This is a genomic window from Micromonospora sp. NPDC005205 (genome assembly GCF_040608275.1).
Lineage (GTDB): Bacteria > Actinomycetota > Actinomycetes > Mycobacteriales > Micromonosporaceae > Micromonospora.
In genome coordinates this window covers 72,570-89,865 of sequence record NZ_JBEXHV010000013.1, presented here as the reverse complement: position 1 = coordinate 89,865, position 17,296 = coordinate 72,570, and the positions used below count along the sequence as shown (strand labels likewise).

The following is a 17,296-nucleotide window of genomic DNA, read 5'->3' as shown; positions in this document are numbered from 1 at the left end:
GGCACCGCGGATCAGGTCCCGGTCGCCTCGGGTGGATCGGCTGGACGCGGTCCATGCTGCCCGACGAAGTGCTCTCAGTTCGCCGGGATGCCGGCCCGGTGCGCCAGCAGGCCCGCCTGGGTGCGGTTGTCGCAGCCGAGCTTTTCCAACAGTCGGGACACGTATCCCTTGACCGTCGCCTCGGAGAGGCGCAGTCGTCGGGCGATCTGCTGGTTGGAGCGGCCGGCGCCGAGACAGCCGAGGACCTCGACCTCCCGGGCAGTGAGCGTGGCGAGCAGTTCGCGGACCCGTTCTCCGCCGTGCCGGCTCAACACCAGCCGCTGGGTCGCCGTCGGAGACAGCACCGTGTGTCCGGCGGCGGCGACCCGTACCAGGTTGACGAGATCCTCCGGCGCCGTCGACTTGAGCAGGAAACCGACGGCACCCGCCCGCATCGCCCGCAGCACGTACTCGTCGAGGTCGAACGTGGTCAGCGCGACGATCCTCGGTGGCGCCGAGGACCGGTTGAGGTGCTCGATGGCGGTGAGCCCGTCGACGCCCGGCATCCGCAGGTCCATCAGGACCAGATCCGGCCCGTACCGGGTCACCGCCTCCACGGCCTCCGCGCCGTCGTACGCCTCGCCGACGACCTCGACGTCGGGGGCCGCTTCGAGAATCGTCCGCAGGTAGGCGCAGACCATCCGTTCGTCGTCGACCAGCAGGATCCGGATCATCGCGGCACGTATCCGGGAAGGGTGGCCCGCACCACGAACCCGCCCTCCGGGGTCGCCGCCGCGGCCAGGGTGCCGCCCAGCACGTCGACCCGACTCCGCAGGCCGGCCAGGCCGCAGCCCCCGCCGGCGGCGGCGACGTCCGGGTCGGGTGCACGCTCGGGCCGGTCGTTGGTCACTGTCGCGCGAACCAGATCCGGCTGGTAGCGGATCGACACTGTCACCTGCGAGCCTGGCGCGTGCTTGTGCACGTTCGTCAGCGATTCCTGCACCACCCGGAAGAGGGTGCGCCGCATGGCCGGTGCCAGCGCCGACGGGTCACCCTCCTCGTCGAGACGGACCGGCAGACCGACCGCGCGCGAGTCGGTCACGAGATCGCTCAGGTCGCCCTCCGCGGCCGGGTCCTCCGTTGGGACGCAAGTCGTCGGTGGGTCGCCGTGCCGCAGCACGCCGACCAGGTCGCGCAGCTCAGCCAGCGCCTGGCAGCCCGTCGTCCGCAGCTCCTCGGCGGCGCTGCGAACGGCAGGATCCGTGGTGCTGGTGCCCAGCGCCCCGGCGTGCAGCACCATGAGGTTGATCCGGTGGGTCACCACGTCGTGCATCTCGCCGGCGATCCGGAGCCGCTCGTCGCTACGGGCCTGCTCGGCAAGGAGCAGCCGCTCCTGCTCGGCGCGTTCGGCACGCTCGAGCAGCTCCGCGACGAGCCGGCGGCGGGCACTCACGTAGAGGCCGAGCAGGGCCGAGATGGCCAGCAGTCCGGGCCCGCTGAACGGGTCGTCGACCGTCCAGAGCCGCGCGCCGATCAGCCAGCACACCCCGAGCACCGCGATCACCGCCCAGGACCGCCGGCGGTCGCGACCGTGAACGATCACCGCGTACGGCACGAGGAAGACCGCCGACGCCGGCACCAGCAGGCTGACGCCGGCGATCACCAGGGCCACCGGGTACGGCCGGCGTCGGCGCAGCAGCAGGGTGGCCGCCGCGGCGACCTGCACCACCGCGTAGACCCAGACGGGGGCCGGGAGATGCCTCGACCCGGCGCTCGGGAAAGCGACCTCACGGGCCACGCCGGCCGCCGCCGCTACGACGACCAGCAGCACGTCGACGGCGAGCGGCGGCACCCTTCGGCGGTCCACCGCGCTCATGCGTTGCACGGTAGCCGGGCCGGCCAGGATTGGCGCGGCGAGCAACAGCAGTAGCGACGAAGGAACCGGGGGACGCGACGAAGGTAGGTCGCGGAGGCGACTTCCAGGGCTGTCCCGACCGGACACGACTGCTGTGGCATTGACGGATGGCACACTCGACCGATTCTGTGGCGCAACCGGCAGGGCCCCGCCGCATCGACGAACTTGACGCGCTGCGTGGGCTCGCGCTCCTCGGCATCGTCATGTTCAACATCGTCCAGATGACCCACATGACCCGGGTTTCCGGGCCGGCTGGTGAGCACGTCGGCGCGTACCTCTGGGAGCTGCTCTTCGTGCAGCGGCCATTCCCGATCTTCTCGCTGCTCTTCGGGATCAGCTTCTCGCTCTTCCTGCGGACGGCGGCTCGGCGCACCGACCGGCCCCGGCTGGTGCTGCTGCGCCGGCTGCTCTGGCTGGGTCTCTTCGGCGCGCTGCACACCCTGATCCAGCCCGGTGAGGTGCTGAAGTTCTACGCCGTGTTCGGGCTGGTCGTGCTCCTGCCGGCGTCGTACCTGTCCCGGCGCTGGGCGCTCGGGCTGGGCATCGTGTTGACCCTCGCCGCCGCGCTGACCTTCAACGGTCTCTTCATCATCCCGGGGCTCTTCCTGCTCGGCCTGGCGATCGCGGAGTACGGCATCCCGGACACGCTGCCGTCACGGGGCCGGCAACTCGCCCTCGCCCTCGCCCTCGCCGTCGCGGTGCCGGTAGCCGCGGTCATGGGCTGGTTGCAGTTCCGGGCTGGAGTCGGCCCGACCGCCAACTACCGCATCCTGCCGGCCGGCCTCGCCTTTGCCTTCCTTGTCACCGTCGGGTTCCTGCTGCTGATGCGAACCGCCCTGCGACGGCCGCTCGGCGCGCTGCTGTCGCCACTCGGCCGGGTGGCGCTCACCAACTACGTCGCCGCGTCGTTCCTGATCGTGGCCGGCGACGCGCTGCTCGACATCGGCTCCCGGTCCTCCTACTCGGCCGTCGTCGGACTGGGCCTGGCGATCGGGGTCGTGCAGGCGATCTTCAGCGTGCTGTGGCTGCGCTGGTTCCGGTACGGCCCGCTCGAATGGCTCTGGCGATGCCTCACCTGGTGGCAGCGGGTGCCGATCCGCCGCGCCTGACGCGGCGACGGCCGATAGAACCTGGGTACCACCGGCGGGTCGGAAGAGCCGACCCCGGTACCACGATGAGGACTGCGCCCAGACCTAGCGTGGTGAGCATGATTCAGATACGCGAGGTAACCAAGCGGTACGGCGCGAAAACGGTCGTCGACCAGCTGTCATTCACCGCGAAGCCCGGACAGGTTACCGGCTTCCTCGGACCCAACGGCGCCGGCAAGTCGACGACCATGCGGATGATCGTCGGTCTCGATGCGCCGACCTCTGGCGACGTACTGGTCAACGGCAAGCCCTACACATCGTCAAAGGCACCGCTGCACGAGATCGGCGTTCTGCTCGAGGCCAAGGCCGTGCACCCGGGGCGCACGGCGGTCAGCCACCTGCTCTCCATGGCTCGGACGAACGGCATTCCGCGCTCGCGCGTCGATGAGGTGCTCGACCTGGTCGGCCTCTCGGCCGTCGCCCACAAGCGGGTCGGCGCATTCTCCCTCGGCATGGGCCAGCGGCTCGGCATCGCCGCCGCGCTGCTCGGCGACCCGGCCGTGGTGATGCTCGACGAGCCGGTCAACGGCCTCGACCCCGAGGGTGTCCTCTGGGTGCGCAACCTGCTCACCGGCCTCGCCGCTGAAGGCCGCACCGTGATGCTGTCCTCGCACCTGATGAGCGAGGTCTCGCGGATCGCGGACCACCTGGTCATCATCGGCCGGGGCAGGCTGCTGGCCGACACCACCGTGGCCGACTTCGTGACCGCCGAGGGGGTCCGGGTCGTCACTCCCGCCCCGGACGCGCTGCGCACGACGATTGCCGGCCCGGGCGTCACGGTCACCTCGACAGGTGCCGAGGAACTACTCGTCGCCGGCGCCTCCGCCCGCGTGATCGGGCTGGCCGCGGCCGCCCGCGGCATCCCGCTGTTCGAGCTCACCCCGCAGAACGCCTCGCTGGAAGAGGCGTTCATGGACCTGACCCGCGACGCTGTTGAATACGAGGCCGCCCGATGAAGATCACCCCTGGTGGCGTCGTCGCCGCCGAATGGACCAAGTTCTCCTCTCTGCGCTCCACCTGGATCACGACCGGCATCTCCGTCTTCCTCCTGATCGCCTTCGGCATGATCGCCTCGGCGTCCTTTTCGGGCGACAACATGAGCTCGGTGGGCCTGGTCCTGTCCGGCAGCGTCCTGGCCGCCCTATCCGTCGGTGTGCTCGGCGTGCTCCTGGGAGCGAGCGAATACACCACCGGCATGATCCGGGCGACCCTCGCCGCGGTGCCGCGCCGGTTGCCGGTGCTGTGGTCGAAGAGCCTCGTGGCTGGCTCGGCCGCCTTCGTCACGATGACCGTCGGCGCTTTCGCCGCCTTCGCGGCAGGGTCGGCCGTACTCAACGACAACATCGACGCCATGGGCCTCGGTGACGACGGTGTGCTGCGGGCCCTGATCGGCGCCGGCGTCTACCTCGGCCTGGTCGCGGTGCTCGGTGTCGCGCTCGGCATGCTCGTCCGCTCCAGCGCCGGCGCCATCACCATCCTTGCCGGTCTGCTGCTGATCGTGCCCGGTCTGGCCCCGCTGCTGCCAGACTCGATCGCCGATGCGGTTACCCCGTACCTTCCCAGCAACGCGGGCGGCGCCGTGATGGCACTGGCTCCCACGGACGGCACGCTGGGTCCGTGGGCCGGTCTCGCGGTCTTCGCCGGGTACGTGGTCGTGACGCTCGCTGCCGCCGCTTATCGGCTCAAGAAGACCGACGCGTAAGGGAGACTCGGGCGATGAGCACGCAGGGATGGCTCGTGGACCGGCAGGCACGGCTGCGGGCGTTCGACCGGCGCCACCCGTGGGTCACGGACACCCTGGTAGCCGTACCGATCGTGCTCTTCAGCATCCCGAACATCATCGAGAAACCCCTGTCGGCGACCATCGCGACCCTGGTGCTGCTGCCACCGCTCTACTGGCGGCGGCGGTACCCGTTCCCGGCGTTCCTGGCCACCGTAGCCACCGACCTGCTCCTCAGCGGGCTGGGCATCAGCGTCGGCGCCGGGGTGATCCTGCTGGTGGTGCTCTTCGGGGTGGCCTCCCGGGGTACCTGGCGTGCGCTGACCTGGGCGTCCGGGATCACGGTGGCCCAGCTTTTCGCTGAGATCTACCTGTTCGGGTCGGTCACGCAGAACCGCACCCTCACGTCGTTGCTGGCTCTCGGGGCGACAGTGGCGGCGATCGCGTCCGGCGTCGCGGTGCGCACCCGCCGGGCGTACCTCGTCGCCCTGGAGGACCGGGCCGCCCGCCTCGAAATCGAACGGGATCAGCAGGCCCGCCTGGCCGTCGCTGAGGAGCGGGCACGGGTGGCCCGGGAGATGCACGACATCGTCGGCCACCACGTGTCGGTGATCGTCGGCCTCGCCGACGGCAGCGCTGCCCTCGCCAGATCGCGGCGGGAGCAGACCGCCGAACCGCTCCGGCTGATCGGCGAGACCGGCCGCCAGGCGCTCGCGGAGCTGCGCCGGGTGCTGGGCGTGCTGCGCGGGGAGGACACCGACCCGCAACTGAGGCCGCAGCCCGACATCGACGACCTCGACCGGCTGCTGCCGAGCGTGCGGGCAGCCGGGCTGCCAGTCACCTACTCCACCTCGGGTGAGCTGCACACCCTCAGCAAGGGGCTGCAGCTCGCGGTCTACCGCATCGTCCAGGAAGCGCTCACCAACATCCTCAAACACGCCGGACGGGGCGCGACCGCCGACGTGAGTCTCAGTGTCGCCGACGGAGAGGTACGGGTCCGTGTGCGCGACAACGGCCGTGGCGCCCCCGCCGCCCCGAGCCACGGTCTGCTCGGCATGCGTGAGCGCGGGGCCATGTACGGCGGGGTGGTGACCGCCGGCCCGGCCGAGCACGGCTGGGTGGTCGACGTCGTCCTCAAGGAGCCCGCGTGACAACCGTGCTGATTGCCGACGACCAGCCGCTGCAGCGCATGGGTTTCAAGATGCTGCTCGATGGAACCCCCGGAATGACCGTGGTCGGCGAGGCCTCGGGCGGCGCCGAGGCGGTCCGGATGATCGACCAGAGCCGCCCCGACGTGGTGCTGATGGACGTACGCATGCCCGGCATGGACGGCATCGAGGCGACCCGCCGCATAACGGCGGCCGGCTCGCGCACCCGCGTCCTGATCCTGACCACCTTCGAACTGGATGAGTACGTCTATGCCGGGCTGCGGGCCGGGGCAAGCGGATTTCTGCTCAAGGACGCCCGGCCCGAAGAGCTCATCGCGGCCATCCGCGCCGTGGCTGCCGGCGACTCGGTCGTCGCTCCCAGCCTGACCCGCAAGTTGATGGACGCCTACCTGCAGGAACAAGCGCCGGCCACGTCCGAGGATCCCCGCCTGGGCACGCTGAGCGAGCGGGAGCGCGAGGTGCTCGAAGCGATCGGCCAAGGCGCCACCAACACCGAGATCGCCGAACGCTTCACGCTGACCGAGTCGACAGTGAAGAAGCACGTCGGACGGGTCCTGTTCAAGATCGGCGCCCGCGACCGGATCCAGGCGGTGATCTTCGCGTACGACAACGGCCTGGTGCACCCTCGCTGACCGGCGCAAGGGTGGTGACTCGAGGGAGAGTGACGTCCGGGCGGTCGATGGGCTGCCCGAGCCGCGCCACCCAACCGGTCGGCGCCCGAGAGCCTGGAGCGCCCGGGCGCACGGCGGGTGCTATGCAGGGGTGTCGTCCTGCCGGGCCGGCCCGAAGAGAGTCATGACGAGCGCCACGATGCTGAAGAAGCCGGATCCCAAGGCCAACAGAAGCGAGGGTACGAAGGCAGATGGCGGTGGCACCCAGCCACCAAGCACCCAGGGCAGCGTGACAAGGACGACGACCGCGGCCGTGGTGGCGACTTCGTTGATGACGAACGCGGTCGATATAGCCGAGGCGCCGCGAGCGATTGTGCGATAGGTCGTGTTGGCGGTCAAGGCAACCAGCACGACCGAGAGCGCGATGAAGGTGAGGGCACCCCAGATCGGCTCCAGGCCGGCGAGTGTGAGGGACACGAGGAGCGGCACGGCCGACACCAAGAAGATCCAGCGCACTCCCGAGCGCATGTAGCGGTCGGCCGCGGCTGCGCCCTGGCGGTTCTTGTGCAGGTCGGAGTCGAGGTAGAAGAAGACTCCGACGAGAAGTGTGCCGACAAGAGCGGCGGAGACTTCTGCCATAGTCAAAAAGAAGTCGTCATTGATTTCCCGCATCGCGACCGCCTCCCCTTCAGCATGGAAGATGTCCCGACGGCAGTCTCTCGGCAATCCTACGGCCGAGCGAGGAGGGTTAGTGCCTGTTCACGGTCTCGGCCTTCCCAGTTGACAGGTCCATGCGTCCAGGCGCGAGTTGTCCGACGCACGCACAGCACCGTGAGCACAGGAGAGCGCATTTCGCGTTTTGTGTCAGTCAGGTGTGGTGACCCATCGCCCCGGTGGGTCACACGCCGGTTCGCCCGTCGATGCACTCGCGCAGGAGGTCGGCGTGACCAGCGTGCCGCGCATACTCCTCGATCACGTGGAGGAGCACGTCGCGCGTGGCGTGGCTGCCACCGTCGACCGGCACCTCGCGGCCCAGGTCGGCCTCATCGAGGGCATCGAGCCATTCGTCGGCCTTGGCGATCTCGACCCTCCAGGTCGCGAAGGCGTCCTTCACTACCGCCGGATCGGCGACTGCGCCCCCGAAGTCCCCATCCGGGTCGTCCTCGTGCTGGTAAAGGCACGGCGCGTCGGCCCGTCCTTGGAGTACACGCTGGAACCATTGGTGCTCCATCTGGGCCAGATGGCGGACCAGGCCGAGCAGGCTCAGGGTGCTGGGCGGTACCGAGCGTCGGCCGAGCTGCTCGGCGTCCAGGCCGTCGCACTTCATTTCTATCGTGAGACGGTAGTTGCCGAGGTACTCCCGGTAGGTCGCCTTTTCACCGACGGGCTGACCGAAGGTTCTGGGGTCGTCCTCAGGGGCGGTCCACAATTTACTCACGGCGCCACCCAATCGTGGGCGGACCGCACCAGTCAAGCGAGTTGGGGTGCGCCGAATTCCACGGCCGCCAAGGGAAATCCGGTCGCCGTCCCGTCGCCCTCGACCCGCCCGGCGTGCCGCGCTCGGACGGCGGAACCAGCGTCGCCGCCCGCCTGGTGGACTCCTGTCAGATGTCGAACACTTCCCGCATGTCGGGCCACGGGTGCGCACCCGGCGTGGGATCCGCATCCTGGCACCGGACTAATCTCCCCTGCGGCCGGGTCGTCGGCAGAGCCCGTTGCGGGCCGACCAGGGGGCTGTGACACGGATCCCGGAGAGGGCACCCGCCGTCCGCCGACCAGGGACGGTGTCGCCCACCGACGGGGCATACCCGATCGGCCCCCTGCTCACAACCGTCCTTCCCGCCGATCCGACCAGCCGCCCCGACATGTACCGCGAATCGCGCCACAGTGGACGCGTGTGTCTCACGGGCGAGGCCACAACCCTTGCCATCGCCGACCTACCGTGAGCACGCCACCGCTCACAACGATGTCGCCCGGTGGCCGGCAGAACGGTCACGGACGCCAACGCGTGATGGTCCGTGGTGCGAAATCGGGGGGAAAAGCAGATGGACATCAATATATTAGGGCCAGTGCGGGCGCGCGTCGACGACCGGTCCGGCGGCCAGATCACGACCATGCGGGAGAGCGACCTGGGGGGCACCAAGCCCCGCACTGTGCTCGCCGTCCTCTTGCTCGCCAGAGACGGCGCGGTTGGCGACGACCGGCTCAGTGAGCTGCTGTGGGGCAGCCGGCCGCCCACCACCGCCATCGGACAACTGCACACCTACGCCTCCCGGCTGCGCCGCGAGCTGGGCCGCGAGGTGCCGCTGCTGCGGGTCGGGCGGGGCTACCGGCTGATCAGTGAGCACCTGCGGGTCGACTACGCCGAATTCCTGCGCCTCACGACCGCAGGCCGGCAGGCGCTGGCCCAGGGGCATCCCGAACGGGCCGCGCCGCAACTGCGCCGCGCCCTGCTCCTCTGGCGCGGAGACGCCCTCACCGACGTCACCTCCCACTTGGCGGCAGCCGAACGGCCACGACTGGAGGAGCTGCAGCTCGAGGCCCTGGAGGGCCGCGCGGAGGCCGACCTCCTGCTCGGGGAGCACGGCCGGCTGGTCTGCGAGCTGACCGGCCTGGTCGCCCGGTATCCGCTGCGGGAGCGGCTTCGGGCCCAGCTGATGATCGCGCTGTGTCGCTCGGGTCGCCAGGCCGACTCGCTCGACGTCTACCAGGCGGGGCGGCGGATCCTCACCGAGGAACTCGGCGTCGACCCGGGCCCCCTGCTGCAGGCAGCCCAGTGCGCGGTGCTCGCTGGCGGGACGGTGGCCAACGACGGCGGGGTGCTGGCCGGCGTCCGATAGGGACGCCGGTCAGGTGGCCACGCCGTGGCTTCGGAAGAGCTCGTCGATGGCGACCTTGTCGAAGGTCTGACCCTCGGCGAGTCGGCGCAGCACCAGCAGGCACGGCATGCCGAAGTCACCACCGGGAAACGACCTGGACCGGGTCGCGCCGACGCAGACCGACCACGCGGGTGCCTGCCCGCGCGGCAGTTCCACCCCGGTCTCCGCGTCGAAGACCCGGGTGCTGGCCGTCAGGATGACGCCGGCACCGAGCTTGGCGCCGCGACGCACCCGGCCCCCCTCCACCACGATCGACCGGGACCCGACGAATGCCTCGTCCTCCACCACGACCGGTACCGCGGAGGCCGGCTCCAACACCCCGCCGATGCCCACCCCACCGGAGAGGTGGACGTTGCGGCCGATCTGCGCGCACGAGCCCACCGTGGCCCAGGTGTCCACCATGGTGCCGGCTCCCACCCAGGCGCCGATGTTGGTGTACGAGGGCATCAGCACCACCCCGGGCGCATGGTGGCTGCCCCACCGGGCGATAGCGCCGGGCACCACCCGCACCCCGTCGAAGGTGCGCTTGAGTGGCAGCCGGTCGTGGTAACGGAACGGCCCGGCCTCGGACGGCTCCAGCCCGAGGACCCGGAACGCCAGCAGGATGGCGCGTTTCGCCCGCTGGTCCACGACCACCTCGTCGGTGACCGGATCGACGGCGGCGACCCGGCTCACCCCGCTGTCCAGTTGGTCCACGGCCGCGGTGACGACGGCGTGGCCCGTCGGATCGTCGGTGGTCACCGTGTCGCGGCGGTCCCACAGCTCGTCGATCTCGGCCGGCAGGGGCGCCCCGGTCGGGGCGTTCGGCACGACGGTGGCGTCAGACATGCGCCGCCCTTCTCTTGTCGGATTCAAGCGGCCCCAGGGCACCCGCCCGGGGGGTGATCTCGGCGATGTCGCGGACGGCGGCGAAGCGGACATGTCCCCGACCCGCCGGTCCGTATGCGCCGCCGGGCATCACCACGATGCCGGCGCGACTGGCAAGGCTCCTCGCCCAGGTGTCGCCGTCCCCACCCGGCGCGGCGGTCCACACGAAGAAGCCACCGTCGGGACTCCGTGCTGCCGCCCCGTTGACGGTGAGCAGTCGCACCAGGTCGGCCACCCGGGTGGCGCCCCGCTCGTACTGGATCCGGGCGTGCTCGTCGTCGCCGAGCAGGTACGCGGCCGATCGCTGGGCGGCGGCGCCCGCCATCAGCCCGGCCGCTCGGCGGCACGGCACCAACCGCTCGACCACGGCGGGATCGCCGGCGTAGAAGCCGACGCGCAGCCCCGGGCTGTTCGACCGCTTCGACAGGCTGTGCACGGCGAGGACCCCGGCGGTGCCGTGCGCCAACGCGGTCCGTGGCGACCCGGACCAGGTCGACTCGATGTACGCCTCGTCGGAGACCACGAGCACGCCGTACCGTCGGCCCCAGGCGATGAGGGTGTCCAGCGGTTCGAGCGCACCGGTGGGGTTGCTCGGGCTGTTCACCCACAGGCACAGCGCGCGGTCGCGTACCGCGGCAGGCAGCAGGTCGGGCCGCATGCGGTGGTCGTCGTCGGCCGGTACCCGGTGGGTGGCGAAGCCGGCGAGACGCGCCCCTTTCTCGTACGCGGGGTAGCAGAGCTGCGGGACGAGCACCGTGTCACGCCCCGGCGGGACGAGTCCGGCGTCGCGCAGGAACAGCGGCAGGGTGGAGATGAACTCCTTGGCGCCGGCGCAGGCCGCGACGGCGTCCGGCGCGAGCGCGACCCCGAACCGGCGGCGCAGGTAGCCGGCGGCCGCCAGCCGCAGCTCTTCGGTCCCGGCACTGGGTGGATAGCCGGCCGGTTCCTGCCCGGGCGCCTCGCCGGGTGTCACCGGCGGCGGATCGGCGGGAACCCCCAGCGACAGGTCGAGCAGTGCCGACCCCGACCCGCGCGCCAGGTCGAGCAGCTCCTCGCGCGACGGCGGGGCGCTCAGCACGGCACCGCAACGCCGGACATGGCCACCAGCGCGGGGGCGGGCACCACGGCGGGTGGGAATTCGAGGGTGGCGAAGTGGTCGTGTTCACCCTCGGCCCGGCGGATCATCTCGATGCTGCCGTCGCGGCGCAGAAGCAGCTCCTGCGGACGCAGGCGACCGTTGTAGGTGAAGCCCATCGAATGGCCGTGCGCACCGGTGTCGTGGATCAGCAGCAGATCACCCTCCCGCAGCGCCGGCAACGGGCGGTCCCTGCCGAACCGGTCGTTGTTCTCGCACAGCGGCCCGGTCACGTCCACCGACTCCGTGGGCCCGGCCGCCCGCGCGAAGGGCACCGTGATGTGGTGGTACGCGTCGCGGTAGAGCGCCGGACGCATCAGCGCCGTCATGCTGGCGTCCACCCCGGCGTACTCGCGCCACTTGGACATCCGGTTCACCACCCGGGTGGCGAGCACCCCGTGCGGTCCCGTGATGAAACGGCCGCTTTCGAAACACAGACGCGGCGCGGGCAGGCCGTACTCCTGCTGCCACCGGTCGAGACGCTCGCGGAGCGCCCGGCCGAGCGCGTCGATGTCGGCGGTCGGTTCGCCCGGCCGGTAAGGGATACCGATGCCGCCGCCCAGGTTCAGCGTCCGCACCGCGACGCCCGTGTCGCGGTGCAGGGCGACGACCTGCTCCAGCAGCAGTTCGAGGGTGAGCAGCACCGGCGCTGCGGTGAGCGAGTTGGAGGCCAGCATCATGTGCAGGCCGACGGTCCGAACGCCGAGCGTCACGGCGCGCGCCACCACGTCGGTGAGCCGGTCGGCGGGGACGCCGAACTTGGCGTCGGCCGGGTCGCCGAGGAAGGTGTCCGCGTGCCGGCGGGAACCCCGGTGCGCGTCGTCGCCCGGGTTGACCCGGAACGCCAGGGTGTCCGGCACGGCGCCCAGTTCGGCGATCTTCTCGAGGACCGTTGCGTCGTCGACGGTGATCAGCGCGTCCGCGCGCAGTGCCGCGGTCAGCTCCGCCCGGCTGGTGTTGTTCGAGTTGTAGCAGATCTGCCGGCCCCGCGCGCCGGCCCGCAGCGCCAGTGTCAGCTCGGGACCCGAACTGACGTCGAAGCCGAAGCCGTGCCGGGCCAGGATGCGCAGGATCGCCGGATTGGGCAGCGCCTTGACCGCGAAGTACTCGGTGTAGCCCAGCGACCGGAACGCCCGGTCGAAGGCCGCGCAGGTGTCGTCGATGCCCTGCTCGTCGTAGAGGTGAAACGGTGTGCCGAAACGCTCGACGGCGCGCGGTAGGGCGTCGTCCAGACGTGCCTGGAACGCGGGGCTCACGGGCATCTGTCGGGCTCGCTTTCTGCCAGGGGCGAGTGGTTCGGGGTCAGTAGCCGAACCGCGCGATGATCACCGAGCGGACACGGTCGCCAGAGAGGGGGCGTCGGTAGACGTAGCTGTCCACGCTGACGTCGTCGAAGCCGGCCAGCTGAGCCTGCTCCCGCAGGTAGTCGACGGCGAGCCAGTGGAAGCCGGTCACCCCCGGCGCCGCCTGCACCCGGCTGCCGTCGCGGGTGGCGTCGTTGGAGGCCACGAGGATGCCGCGGCCGTCCACGCCGAGCCAGCTCCGGACGTGCGCCATGATCGGCAAGGTTGCGGTACGGGCGTCGTAGAGGTGGCCGAGCAACCCGTCGAGATAGGCCACCGGCCACGGGTCGGTCGGCGTCCAGGTCGTCACGTCGGCTTCGATCGACCGGACGCCCTTGGCCGTTGACATGGTGACGGCCTCGGCCATCGCGTCCACTGCCAGCACCTCGACCCCGGCGGCAGCCAGGTGACCCTCCACCACCGCGTTGCCGCTGCCCAGGCTGACCAGCCGGCGGCTGCCGGCCCGCGTCAGCTCGCCGTTGAGCAGCTCCAGCATCCAGGTCCGATAGGCCGGTGAGTGGGTGGAGGGGGTGACAGAGTCGCCGCGCGCGCCCCCGGTCTCCCAGATGTCGAAGAGGCTGACGTCGTCGCCGGACCGCGAGCGGTAGAAGTCGGCGAGGTCGGCGAGTTGGTCGGGTCGGGTGTCGGTGGTCTCGATGGTCACAGCGGTCACCTTCATTCGGCAGTAGCCGGCAGGGTCGGTGCGGACAGGACGTCCGCGAGCAACGGCACCAGGTCCTCCATGCCGGAGCGGTAGAAGTGGCCTCCGGGCAGGACCCGGAAGGTGAATGCGGCGGTCGTGAGGGCCGACCAGGCGGTCGTCAGCTCGTCGTTGAGGAGCGGGTCGTCGGCGCCGCGAACCGCCAGGACGGGGCAGCCGACCGGCGCCGGCCCGGCCGGCCGGTAGCGGGCCGATGCCCGCACGTCGCCGACGAGGGCCCGCTCGACCAGCCGCCGGCCCAGCGGCGTCGCCCGGATCTGCGCCGGCAGACCGCCGAGGGCACCCACCCGGTCCCAGATCTCGTCGTCGGTGCCGTCGAGGAGGGCTGCCGTGCTGTGCCGCCACGGCGCTGCGGCGCCGCTGACCACCACCAGGGCGGGGCCCCTGCCCGCCTGGTGGGCGACCGCCGCCCAGGACGCGGCGAGCAGGGCGCCGAAGCTGTGGCCGACGACGGCCCAGCGTTCGCCGGGGGCGGGCGCGTACCGCTGGTCCAGGTCCCGCACGTAGCCGTCGACCTCGGGCGGCGGCCGCTCGGCGATCCGCGCGCCGCGGCCCGGCAGCTCCGGTGCGACGACCGACAGGGCGTCGCCCAGCAGCTCACCGAGTCGGTCGTCCCAACCGCGGAAGACGCCGGCCGAGCCACCCGCGGGGGGCAGCAGGAACAGCCGGCTCGCCGCGACGGTCACGGTGTCGCGGTCGCCGGGACGGCGAGCTCGGCGGCGTACATCCGGTCGAAGGCGGCGACCAGGGTACGGTCGGCCACGGTCCCCCCGCTGAGCGCCGTGCGGCACAGCATCTTCAGCGCGCGCCAACTCTTCGTGGCGGCGGCGAGCCCTTCGATGAACGGCTCGCCGTCACCGGCCAGCCCCGTCCACGGTTCGCCGGTTCGCCGGTACGCCTCCGCCACCGCCAGGTACGCCCGCTCGATCATCAGCGCCGAGTGGTACGTGTTGGTCAGTTGCGCGTGCCGGCGCTGGCCGGGTGCGGTGAGCGCTGGCACGAACGCGTCGCGGTACCGGGACAGCTGCGCAGGCAGCGTCCGCCGGTCGGCGAGGAGGGCGTCGACGGCGGCGCGTTCACGGCGGTGAACCGTCCCGTCGGCCAGGGCGGTCTGGGTCCGCTCGCCGAGGTGCAGCCGGTAGAGCGAGTCGTGCTTGTCGTAGACGTGGAACAGGTTGGAGCGGATCGCCTCGACGAACAGGGCCCGATCGAAGCGCAGCACCAGGGTACGGACGCCGACGTTGTCGATGCCGAGGTACGAGTGCTCGTCGAAGTCGACGACCGTCACCTTGTGCCCGTTGGTGCGGTGCTCGCGCAGGTAGTACTCGTCGAAGTGCTCGTGGTAGTAGCTGTCGACGCGGGCGACGCAGTGCCCGTGGTCGCGCACGGCGCCGCGCAACGTCGCCTCGATGTCACCGTCGACGGGCAGGTGGTGCTTTTCCACGCCCCACTCCCCCAGCAGCAGGGCGTCGCGGGCTGCCTCGCCGTCGAGCAGGTTCCGGCAGGACAGGCCACCCCACTCGGCGCGCAGCGTCGGGGCGCCGGCGACCAGGAGGAACGCCGCGAGCAGGCGAGGCGGCAGAAGCTGGGTCAGGCTGACGATGTGGCAGTCGTAGTAGACGCTCTCCACGGCGTTCCAGTGCCGGCCGGTGACCTCCGAATGGTGGGCGGTCACCCCGGGGACGTCGCGGGTCGGGTGTGCGACGGCGACGGGCTCGGGCTCGGGCACGAAGGCCACTGTGACGGCGTCGCTCGTCGGGCTGCCGGTCCTGGGACCGTCGACGGTGGTGGTCACGGGCGTCTCCCGAAGGCGAGGCGGAGGGTGGCGGGTGAGCGGAAGCTGAGCCCCTGCACGGGGCTCGGCGTGACGTCGGCGAAGCGCAGGCCGGGCCGGCGTTCGAGCAGCAGGCGCAGCGCGGTGGTCACCTCTGCCAGGGCCATCCGGCGGCCCATGCACTGGTGACGCCCGGCGCCGAAGGAGAGCAGGCGCTGGTGTCCCGGCCGGCCCGGGTCGAACGTGTCCGGGTCCGGGAACACCGCCGGGTCACGGTTGGCCGAGCCGAGCAGGACGGTCAGCAACGAACCCTTCGGGATGTCCTGGCCGAGAAGCTCCCCGCCACCCCAGATCCGGATGGTGCTGTGGATCGGCGCCTCGTACCGCAGGGTCTCGTCCACCACCGCCTCGACGAGGTTGCCGTCCGCGGCGACCTGCGCCATCAGCTCCGGGCGCGAGCACAGGGTGTGCAGGACGTTCGCGATCAGCCGGTTGCTCGTGTCGATGGCGGCGGGGATGAGCAGCCCGACCTGGCGGACGATCTCGTCGTCGTCGACGTCGGCGCCCTCCGCGGCGGAGGACAGCAGCTGCCCGATGACGCTGTCGTCCGGTGCGGGTCGCAGCTCGGCGACCCGGCTGTGCAACAGGGCGCTCATGCGTGCCCACGCCGCGACGGCGGCCCGTCGGCGCACCGGATCGGCCGAGTCGATGAAGGCGATCACCGCGTCGCTGCAGGTCTGGAACTGCGGCACGTCCGCCGGTCGCAGGCCGATGATGCGCGACATCACCCGGATCGGTACGGCGTTCGCGAAGCCCGTCACGTAGTTGGCCGGGCCATCACCGGCCGCCGCGTCGAGGTCGTCGAGCACGCCGCCCACCGCCGCCGGGACGAGTTCGTCGAGGTACCCGGGGATGGCCGACGCGGAGAAGCTCCGGTTGGTCAACGCCCGCAGCCGGACGTGCTCCTCCCCCTCGACGTCGGTCACGGTGCGACCGAACAGCACCCGGGTCGCCCGGAACGGGCTCTCCACACTGGAGCGCCGGTCCCGCAGCACCGCCCCGGCGGCGGCGTGGTCCGTGGCGAACCAGGTGCGGCGCGACGTCGAGTGGACGAGCTGGCCCTGCGCCCGCAGCGCCGCGTACACGGGATAGGGGTCGAGCTGGAACGCGGGCGTCCCGAAGTCGCGGTCGGCGCCGTTGCGCGCGGGCGCGGTCACCGCATCACCGCCGCGTCCGGCGCTCCGGCCGGCTCCCACACGGCGGCGAAGCGCAGCCGGTGGTAGTCGGCGTACCAGCGGCCGTCGCGCAGCAACGTCGGCGCGGCCAGCTCGTTGATCCGCGCCAGGACGGCGTCGCGCCGCTCCGGCGGCACATGGCCGATCAGGGCCGCGCCGAACATGGCGACCCAGTCGGCGACGCCACCCGGGCAGTCGGTCAACTCGGTGGGCCGGGCGAAGTAGTCCATCCGCAGCACCTGGAAGCCGTGCGCCTCCAGCAGGGTGGCGTACTCCCCGGGGCTCGGGAAGTACCAGGGCATCCGCGCGCCCTCGGTCAGACCCTGCTCGGCCAGCGCGGCGCGGACGGCGGCGAGGATCCCGGCCACGTTGTGGGCACCGCCGAGTTCGGCGACGAAACGCCCACCCGGGCGCAGCGCGCGACGGACGGCGACGACGACCTCCGCCGGACGGGTCATCCAGTGCAGCGCGGCGTTGGAGAACACCGCGTCGACCTGCTCGTCGATCTGGAAGTCGTGGCCGTCCGCGAGCAGCACGTCCGATCCCAGGCGGGCGGTGGCCGAGGCGACCATGGCGGGGTCGCCGTCGACCGCGATCACCCGCGCCCCGCTCGCCGCGATCGTGGCGGCCAGCTCACCGGTGCCGCACCCCAGGTCGAGGACTGTCTCGCCGGGCACCGGGGCGAGCAGCTCGACGACACCGCCGGCCAGCGCGGACACGTAGCCGAACTGGCGGTCGTAGCGGTCGGCGTCCCACCCGGGGTCGGGCCGGGACTGGTGGACGGAGTGCTGTGTCATCGT

The 17,296-nt window shown here is 71.5% G+C and carries 18 protein-coding genes; 6 read left to right on the top strand and 12 right to left on the bottom strand.

All coding sequences use genetic code 11. From position 1 onward, the window contains the following. Positions 1–74: 74 nt before the first annotated feature. Positions 75–713 (bottom strand): response regulator transcription factor, encoded by a 639-nt coding sequence (locus ABZU43_RS22895; protein WP_355008510.1) that lies wholly within the window; start codon positions 711–713, stop codon positions 75–77. After that, positions 710–1,855, bottom strand: coding sequence for a histidine kinase (locus tag ABZU43_RS22890; RefSeq protein ID WP_355008509.1), 1,146 nt, complete (start codon positions 1,853–1,855; stop codon positions 710–712). Before ABZU43_RS22890 ends, ABZU43_RS22895 begins: the two co-directional genes overlap by 4 nt. A gap of 146 nt (positions 1,856–2,001) precedes the next feature. Here ABZU43_RS22890 and ABZU43_RS22885 point away from each other — a divergent pair, with 146 nt between their 5' ends. From ABZU43_RS22885 to ABZU43_RS22865, 5 genes are all read left to right on the top strand, one after another. After that, the gene (locus tag ABZU43_RS22885) at positions 2,002–3,003 is read left to right on the top strand and encodes a DUF418 domain-containing protein (protein ID WP_355008508.1); all 1,002 of its coding nucleotides are present in this window, start codon (positions 2,002–2,004) and stop codon (positions 3,001–3,003) included. A gap of 98 nt (positions 3,004–3,101) precedes the next feature. Beyond that, positions 3,102–3,998 carry an ABC transporter ATP-binding protein gene (locus ABZU43_RS22880; protein WP_355008507.1) on the top strand — a complete coding sequence of 299 codons (897 nt, stop codon included), beginning with the start codon at positions 3,102–3,104 and terminating at the stop codon, positions 3,996–3,998. Beyond that, positions 3,995–4,744: an ABC transporter permease gene (locus ABZU43_RS22875; protein ID WP_355008506.1), complete on the top strand. Its 750-nt coding sequence runs from the start codon at positions 3,995–3,997 to the stop codon at positions 4,742–4,744. Before ABZU43_RS22880 ends, ABZU43_RS22875 begins: the two co-directional genes overlap by 4 nt. Positions 4,745–4,758: 14 nt before the next feature. Beyond that, positions 4,759–5,913 (top strand): sensor histidine kinase, encoded by a 1,155-nt coding sequence (locus tag ABZU43_RS22870; protein ID WP_355008505.1) that lies wholly within the window; start codon positions 4,759–4,761, stop codon positions 5,911–5,913. Further along, a complete protein-coding gene (locus tag ABZU43_RS22865) occupies positions 5,910–6,563 on the top strand; it encodes a response regulator transcription factor (RefSeq protein ID WP_355008504.1) in 654 nt (217 codons plus the stop codon). Before ABZU43_RS22870 ends, ABZU43_RS22865 begins: the two co-directional genes overlap by 4 nt. Before the next feature lie 120 nt (positions 6,564–6,683). Here ABZU43_RS22865 and ABZU43_RS22860 read toward each other — a convergent pair whose 3' ends face one another. Both ABZU43_RS22860 and ABZU43_RS22855 read right to left on the bottom strand, forming a co-directional pair. Next, entirely contained in the window at positions 6,684–7,214 is a 531-nt protein-coding gene (locus ABZU43_RS22860; protein ID WP_355008503.1) for a hypothetical protein, read from the bottom strand. A gap of 226 nt (positions 7,215–7,440) precedes the next feature. Beyond that, positions 7,441–7,980: a DinB family protein gene (locus ABZU43_RS22855; protein WP_355008502.1), complete on the bottom strand. Its 540-nt coding sequence runs from the start codon at positions 7,978–7,980 to the stop codon at positions 7,441–7,443. Between the two features lie 631 nt (positions 7,981–8,611). On the opposite strand from ABZU43_RS22855, the gene ABZU43_RS22850 reads away from it, so the two are divergent. After that, positions 8,612–9,382 (top strand): AfsR/SARP family transcriptional regulator, encoded by a 771-nt coding sequence (locus ABZU43_RS22850; protein ID WP_355008501.1) that lies wholly within the window; start codon positions 8,612–8,614, stop codon positions 9,380–9,382. 9 nt (positions 9,383–9,391) lie between these two features. On the opposite strand, the gene ABZU43_RS22845 is transcribed toward ABZU43_RS22850, so the two are convergent. From ABZU43_RS22845 to ABZU43_RS22810, 8 genes are read right to left on the bottom strand one after another with little or no spacing between them, the layout of a single operon-like run. Next, positions 9,392–10,249: a 2,3,4,5-tetrahydropyridine-2,6-dicarboxylate N-succinyltransferase gene (locus ABZU43_RS22845; protein WP_355008500.1), complete on the bottom strand. Its 858-nt coding sequence runs from the start codon at positions 10,247–10,249 to the stop codon at positions 9,392–9,394. Next, positions 10,242–11,366, bottom strand: coding sequence for an aminotransferase class I/II-fold pyridoxal phosphate-dependent enzyme (locus ABZU43_RS22840; RefSeq protein ID WP_355008499.1), 1,125 nt, complete (start codon positions 11,364–11,366; stop codon positions 10,242–10,244). Before ABZU43_RS22840 ends, ABZU43_RS22845 begins: the two co-directional genes overlap by 8 nt. Further along, a complete protein-coding gene (lysA, locus tag ABZU43_RS22835; RefSeq protein WP_355008498.1) occupies positions 11,360–12,685 on the bottom strand; it encodes a diaminopimelate decarboxylase in 1,326 nt (441 codons plus the stop codon). The genes ABZU43_RS22840 and lysA overlap by 7 nt, the downstream gene beginning before the upstream one ends. Positions 12,686–12,725: 40 nt before the next feature. After that, a complete protein-coding gene (locus tag ABZU43_RS22830; protein WP_355008497.1) occupies positions 12,726–13,430 on the bottom strand; it encodes a class I SAM-dependent methyltransferase in 705 nt (234 codons plus the stop codon). A gap of 11 nt (positions 13,431–13,441) precedes the next feature. After that, a complete protein-coding gene (locus tag ABZU43_RS22825) occupies positions 13,442–14,173 on the bottom strand; it encodes an alpha/beta fold hydrolase (protein ID WP_355008496.1) in 732 nt (243 codons plus the stop codon). After that, complete coding sequence (locus tag ABZU43_RS22820) at positions 14,170–15,282, bottom strand: hypothetical protein (protein WP_355008495.1); 1,113 nt, start codon at positions 15,280–15,282, stop codon at positions 14,170–14,172. The genes ABZU43_RS22825 and ABZU43_RS22820 overlap by 4 nt, the downstream gene beginning before the upstream one ends. Then, positions 15,279–16,478: a cytochrome P450 gene (locus ABZU43_RS22815; protein ID WP_355008494.1), complete on the bottom strand. Its 1,200-nt coding sequence runs from the start codon at positions 16,476–16,478 to the stop codon at positions 15,279–15,281. The genes ABZU43_RS22820 and ABZU43_RS22815 overlap by 4 nt, the downstream gene beginning before the upstream one ends. After that, the gene (locus tag ABZU43_RS22810) at positions 16,475–17,293 is read right to left on the bottom strand and encodes a class I SAM-dependent methyltransferase (protein ID WP_355008493.1); all 819 of its coding nucleotides are present in this window, start codon (positions 17,291–17,293) and stop codon (positions 16,475–16,477) included. The genes ABZU43_RS22815 and ABZU43_RS22810 overlap by 4 nt, the downstream gene beginning before the upstream one ends. Positions 17,294–17,296: the final 3 nt, after the last annotated feature.

What these genes read in the sequence shown, in the direction of transcription:
- ABZU43_RS22895 (WP_355008510.1), bottom strand. Translation starts at nt 713, where the DNA reads ATGATCCGGATCCTGCTGGTCGACGACGAACGGATGGTCTGCGCCTAC.
- ABZU43_RS22890 (WP_355008509.1), bottom strand. Translation starts at nt 1,855, where the DNA reads ATGAGCGCGGTGGACCGCCGAAGGGTGCCGCCGCTCGCCGTCGACGTG.
- ABZU43_RS22885 (WP_355008508.1), top strand. Translation starts at nt 2,002, where the DNA reads ATGGCACACTCGACCGATTCTGTGGCGCAACCGGCAGGGCCCCGCCGC.
- ABZU43_RS22880 (WP_355008507.1), top strand. Translation starts at nt 3,102, where the DNA reads ATGATTCAGATACGCGAGGTAACCAAGCGGTACGGCGCGAAAACGGTC.
- ABZU43_RS22875 (WP_355008506.1), top strand. Translation starts at nt 3,995, where the DNA reads ATGAAGATCACCCCTGGTGGCGTCGTCGCCGCCGAATGGACCAAGTTC.
- ABZU43_RS22870 (WP_355008505.1), top strand. Translation starts at nt 4,759, where the DNA reads ATGAGCACGCAGGGATGGCTCGTGGACCGGCAGGCACGGCTGCGGGCG.
- ABZU43_RS22860 (WP_355008503.1), bottom strand. Translation starts at nt 7,214, where the DNA reads ATGCGGGAAATCAATGACGACTTCTTTTTGACTATGGCAGAAGTCTCC.
- ABZU43_RS22845 (WP_355008500.1), bottom strand. Translation starts at nt 10,249, where the DNA reads ATGTCTGACGCCACCGTCGTGCCGAACGCCCCGACCGGGGCGCCCCTG.
- lysA (WP_355008498.1), bottom strand. Translation starts at nt 12,685, where the DNA reads ATGCCCGTGAGCCCCGCGTTCCAGGCACGTCTGGACGACGCCCTACCG.
- ABZU43_RS22810 (WP_355008493.1), bottom strand. Translation starts at nt 17,293, where the DNA reads ATGACACAGCACTCCGTCCACCAGTCCCGGCCCGACCCCGGGTGGGAC.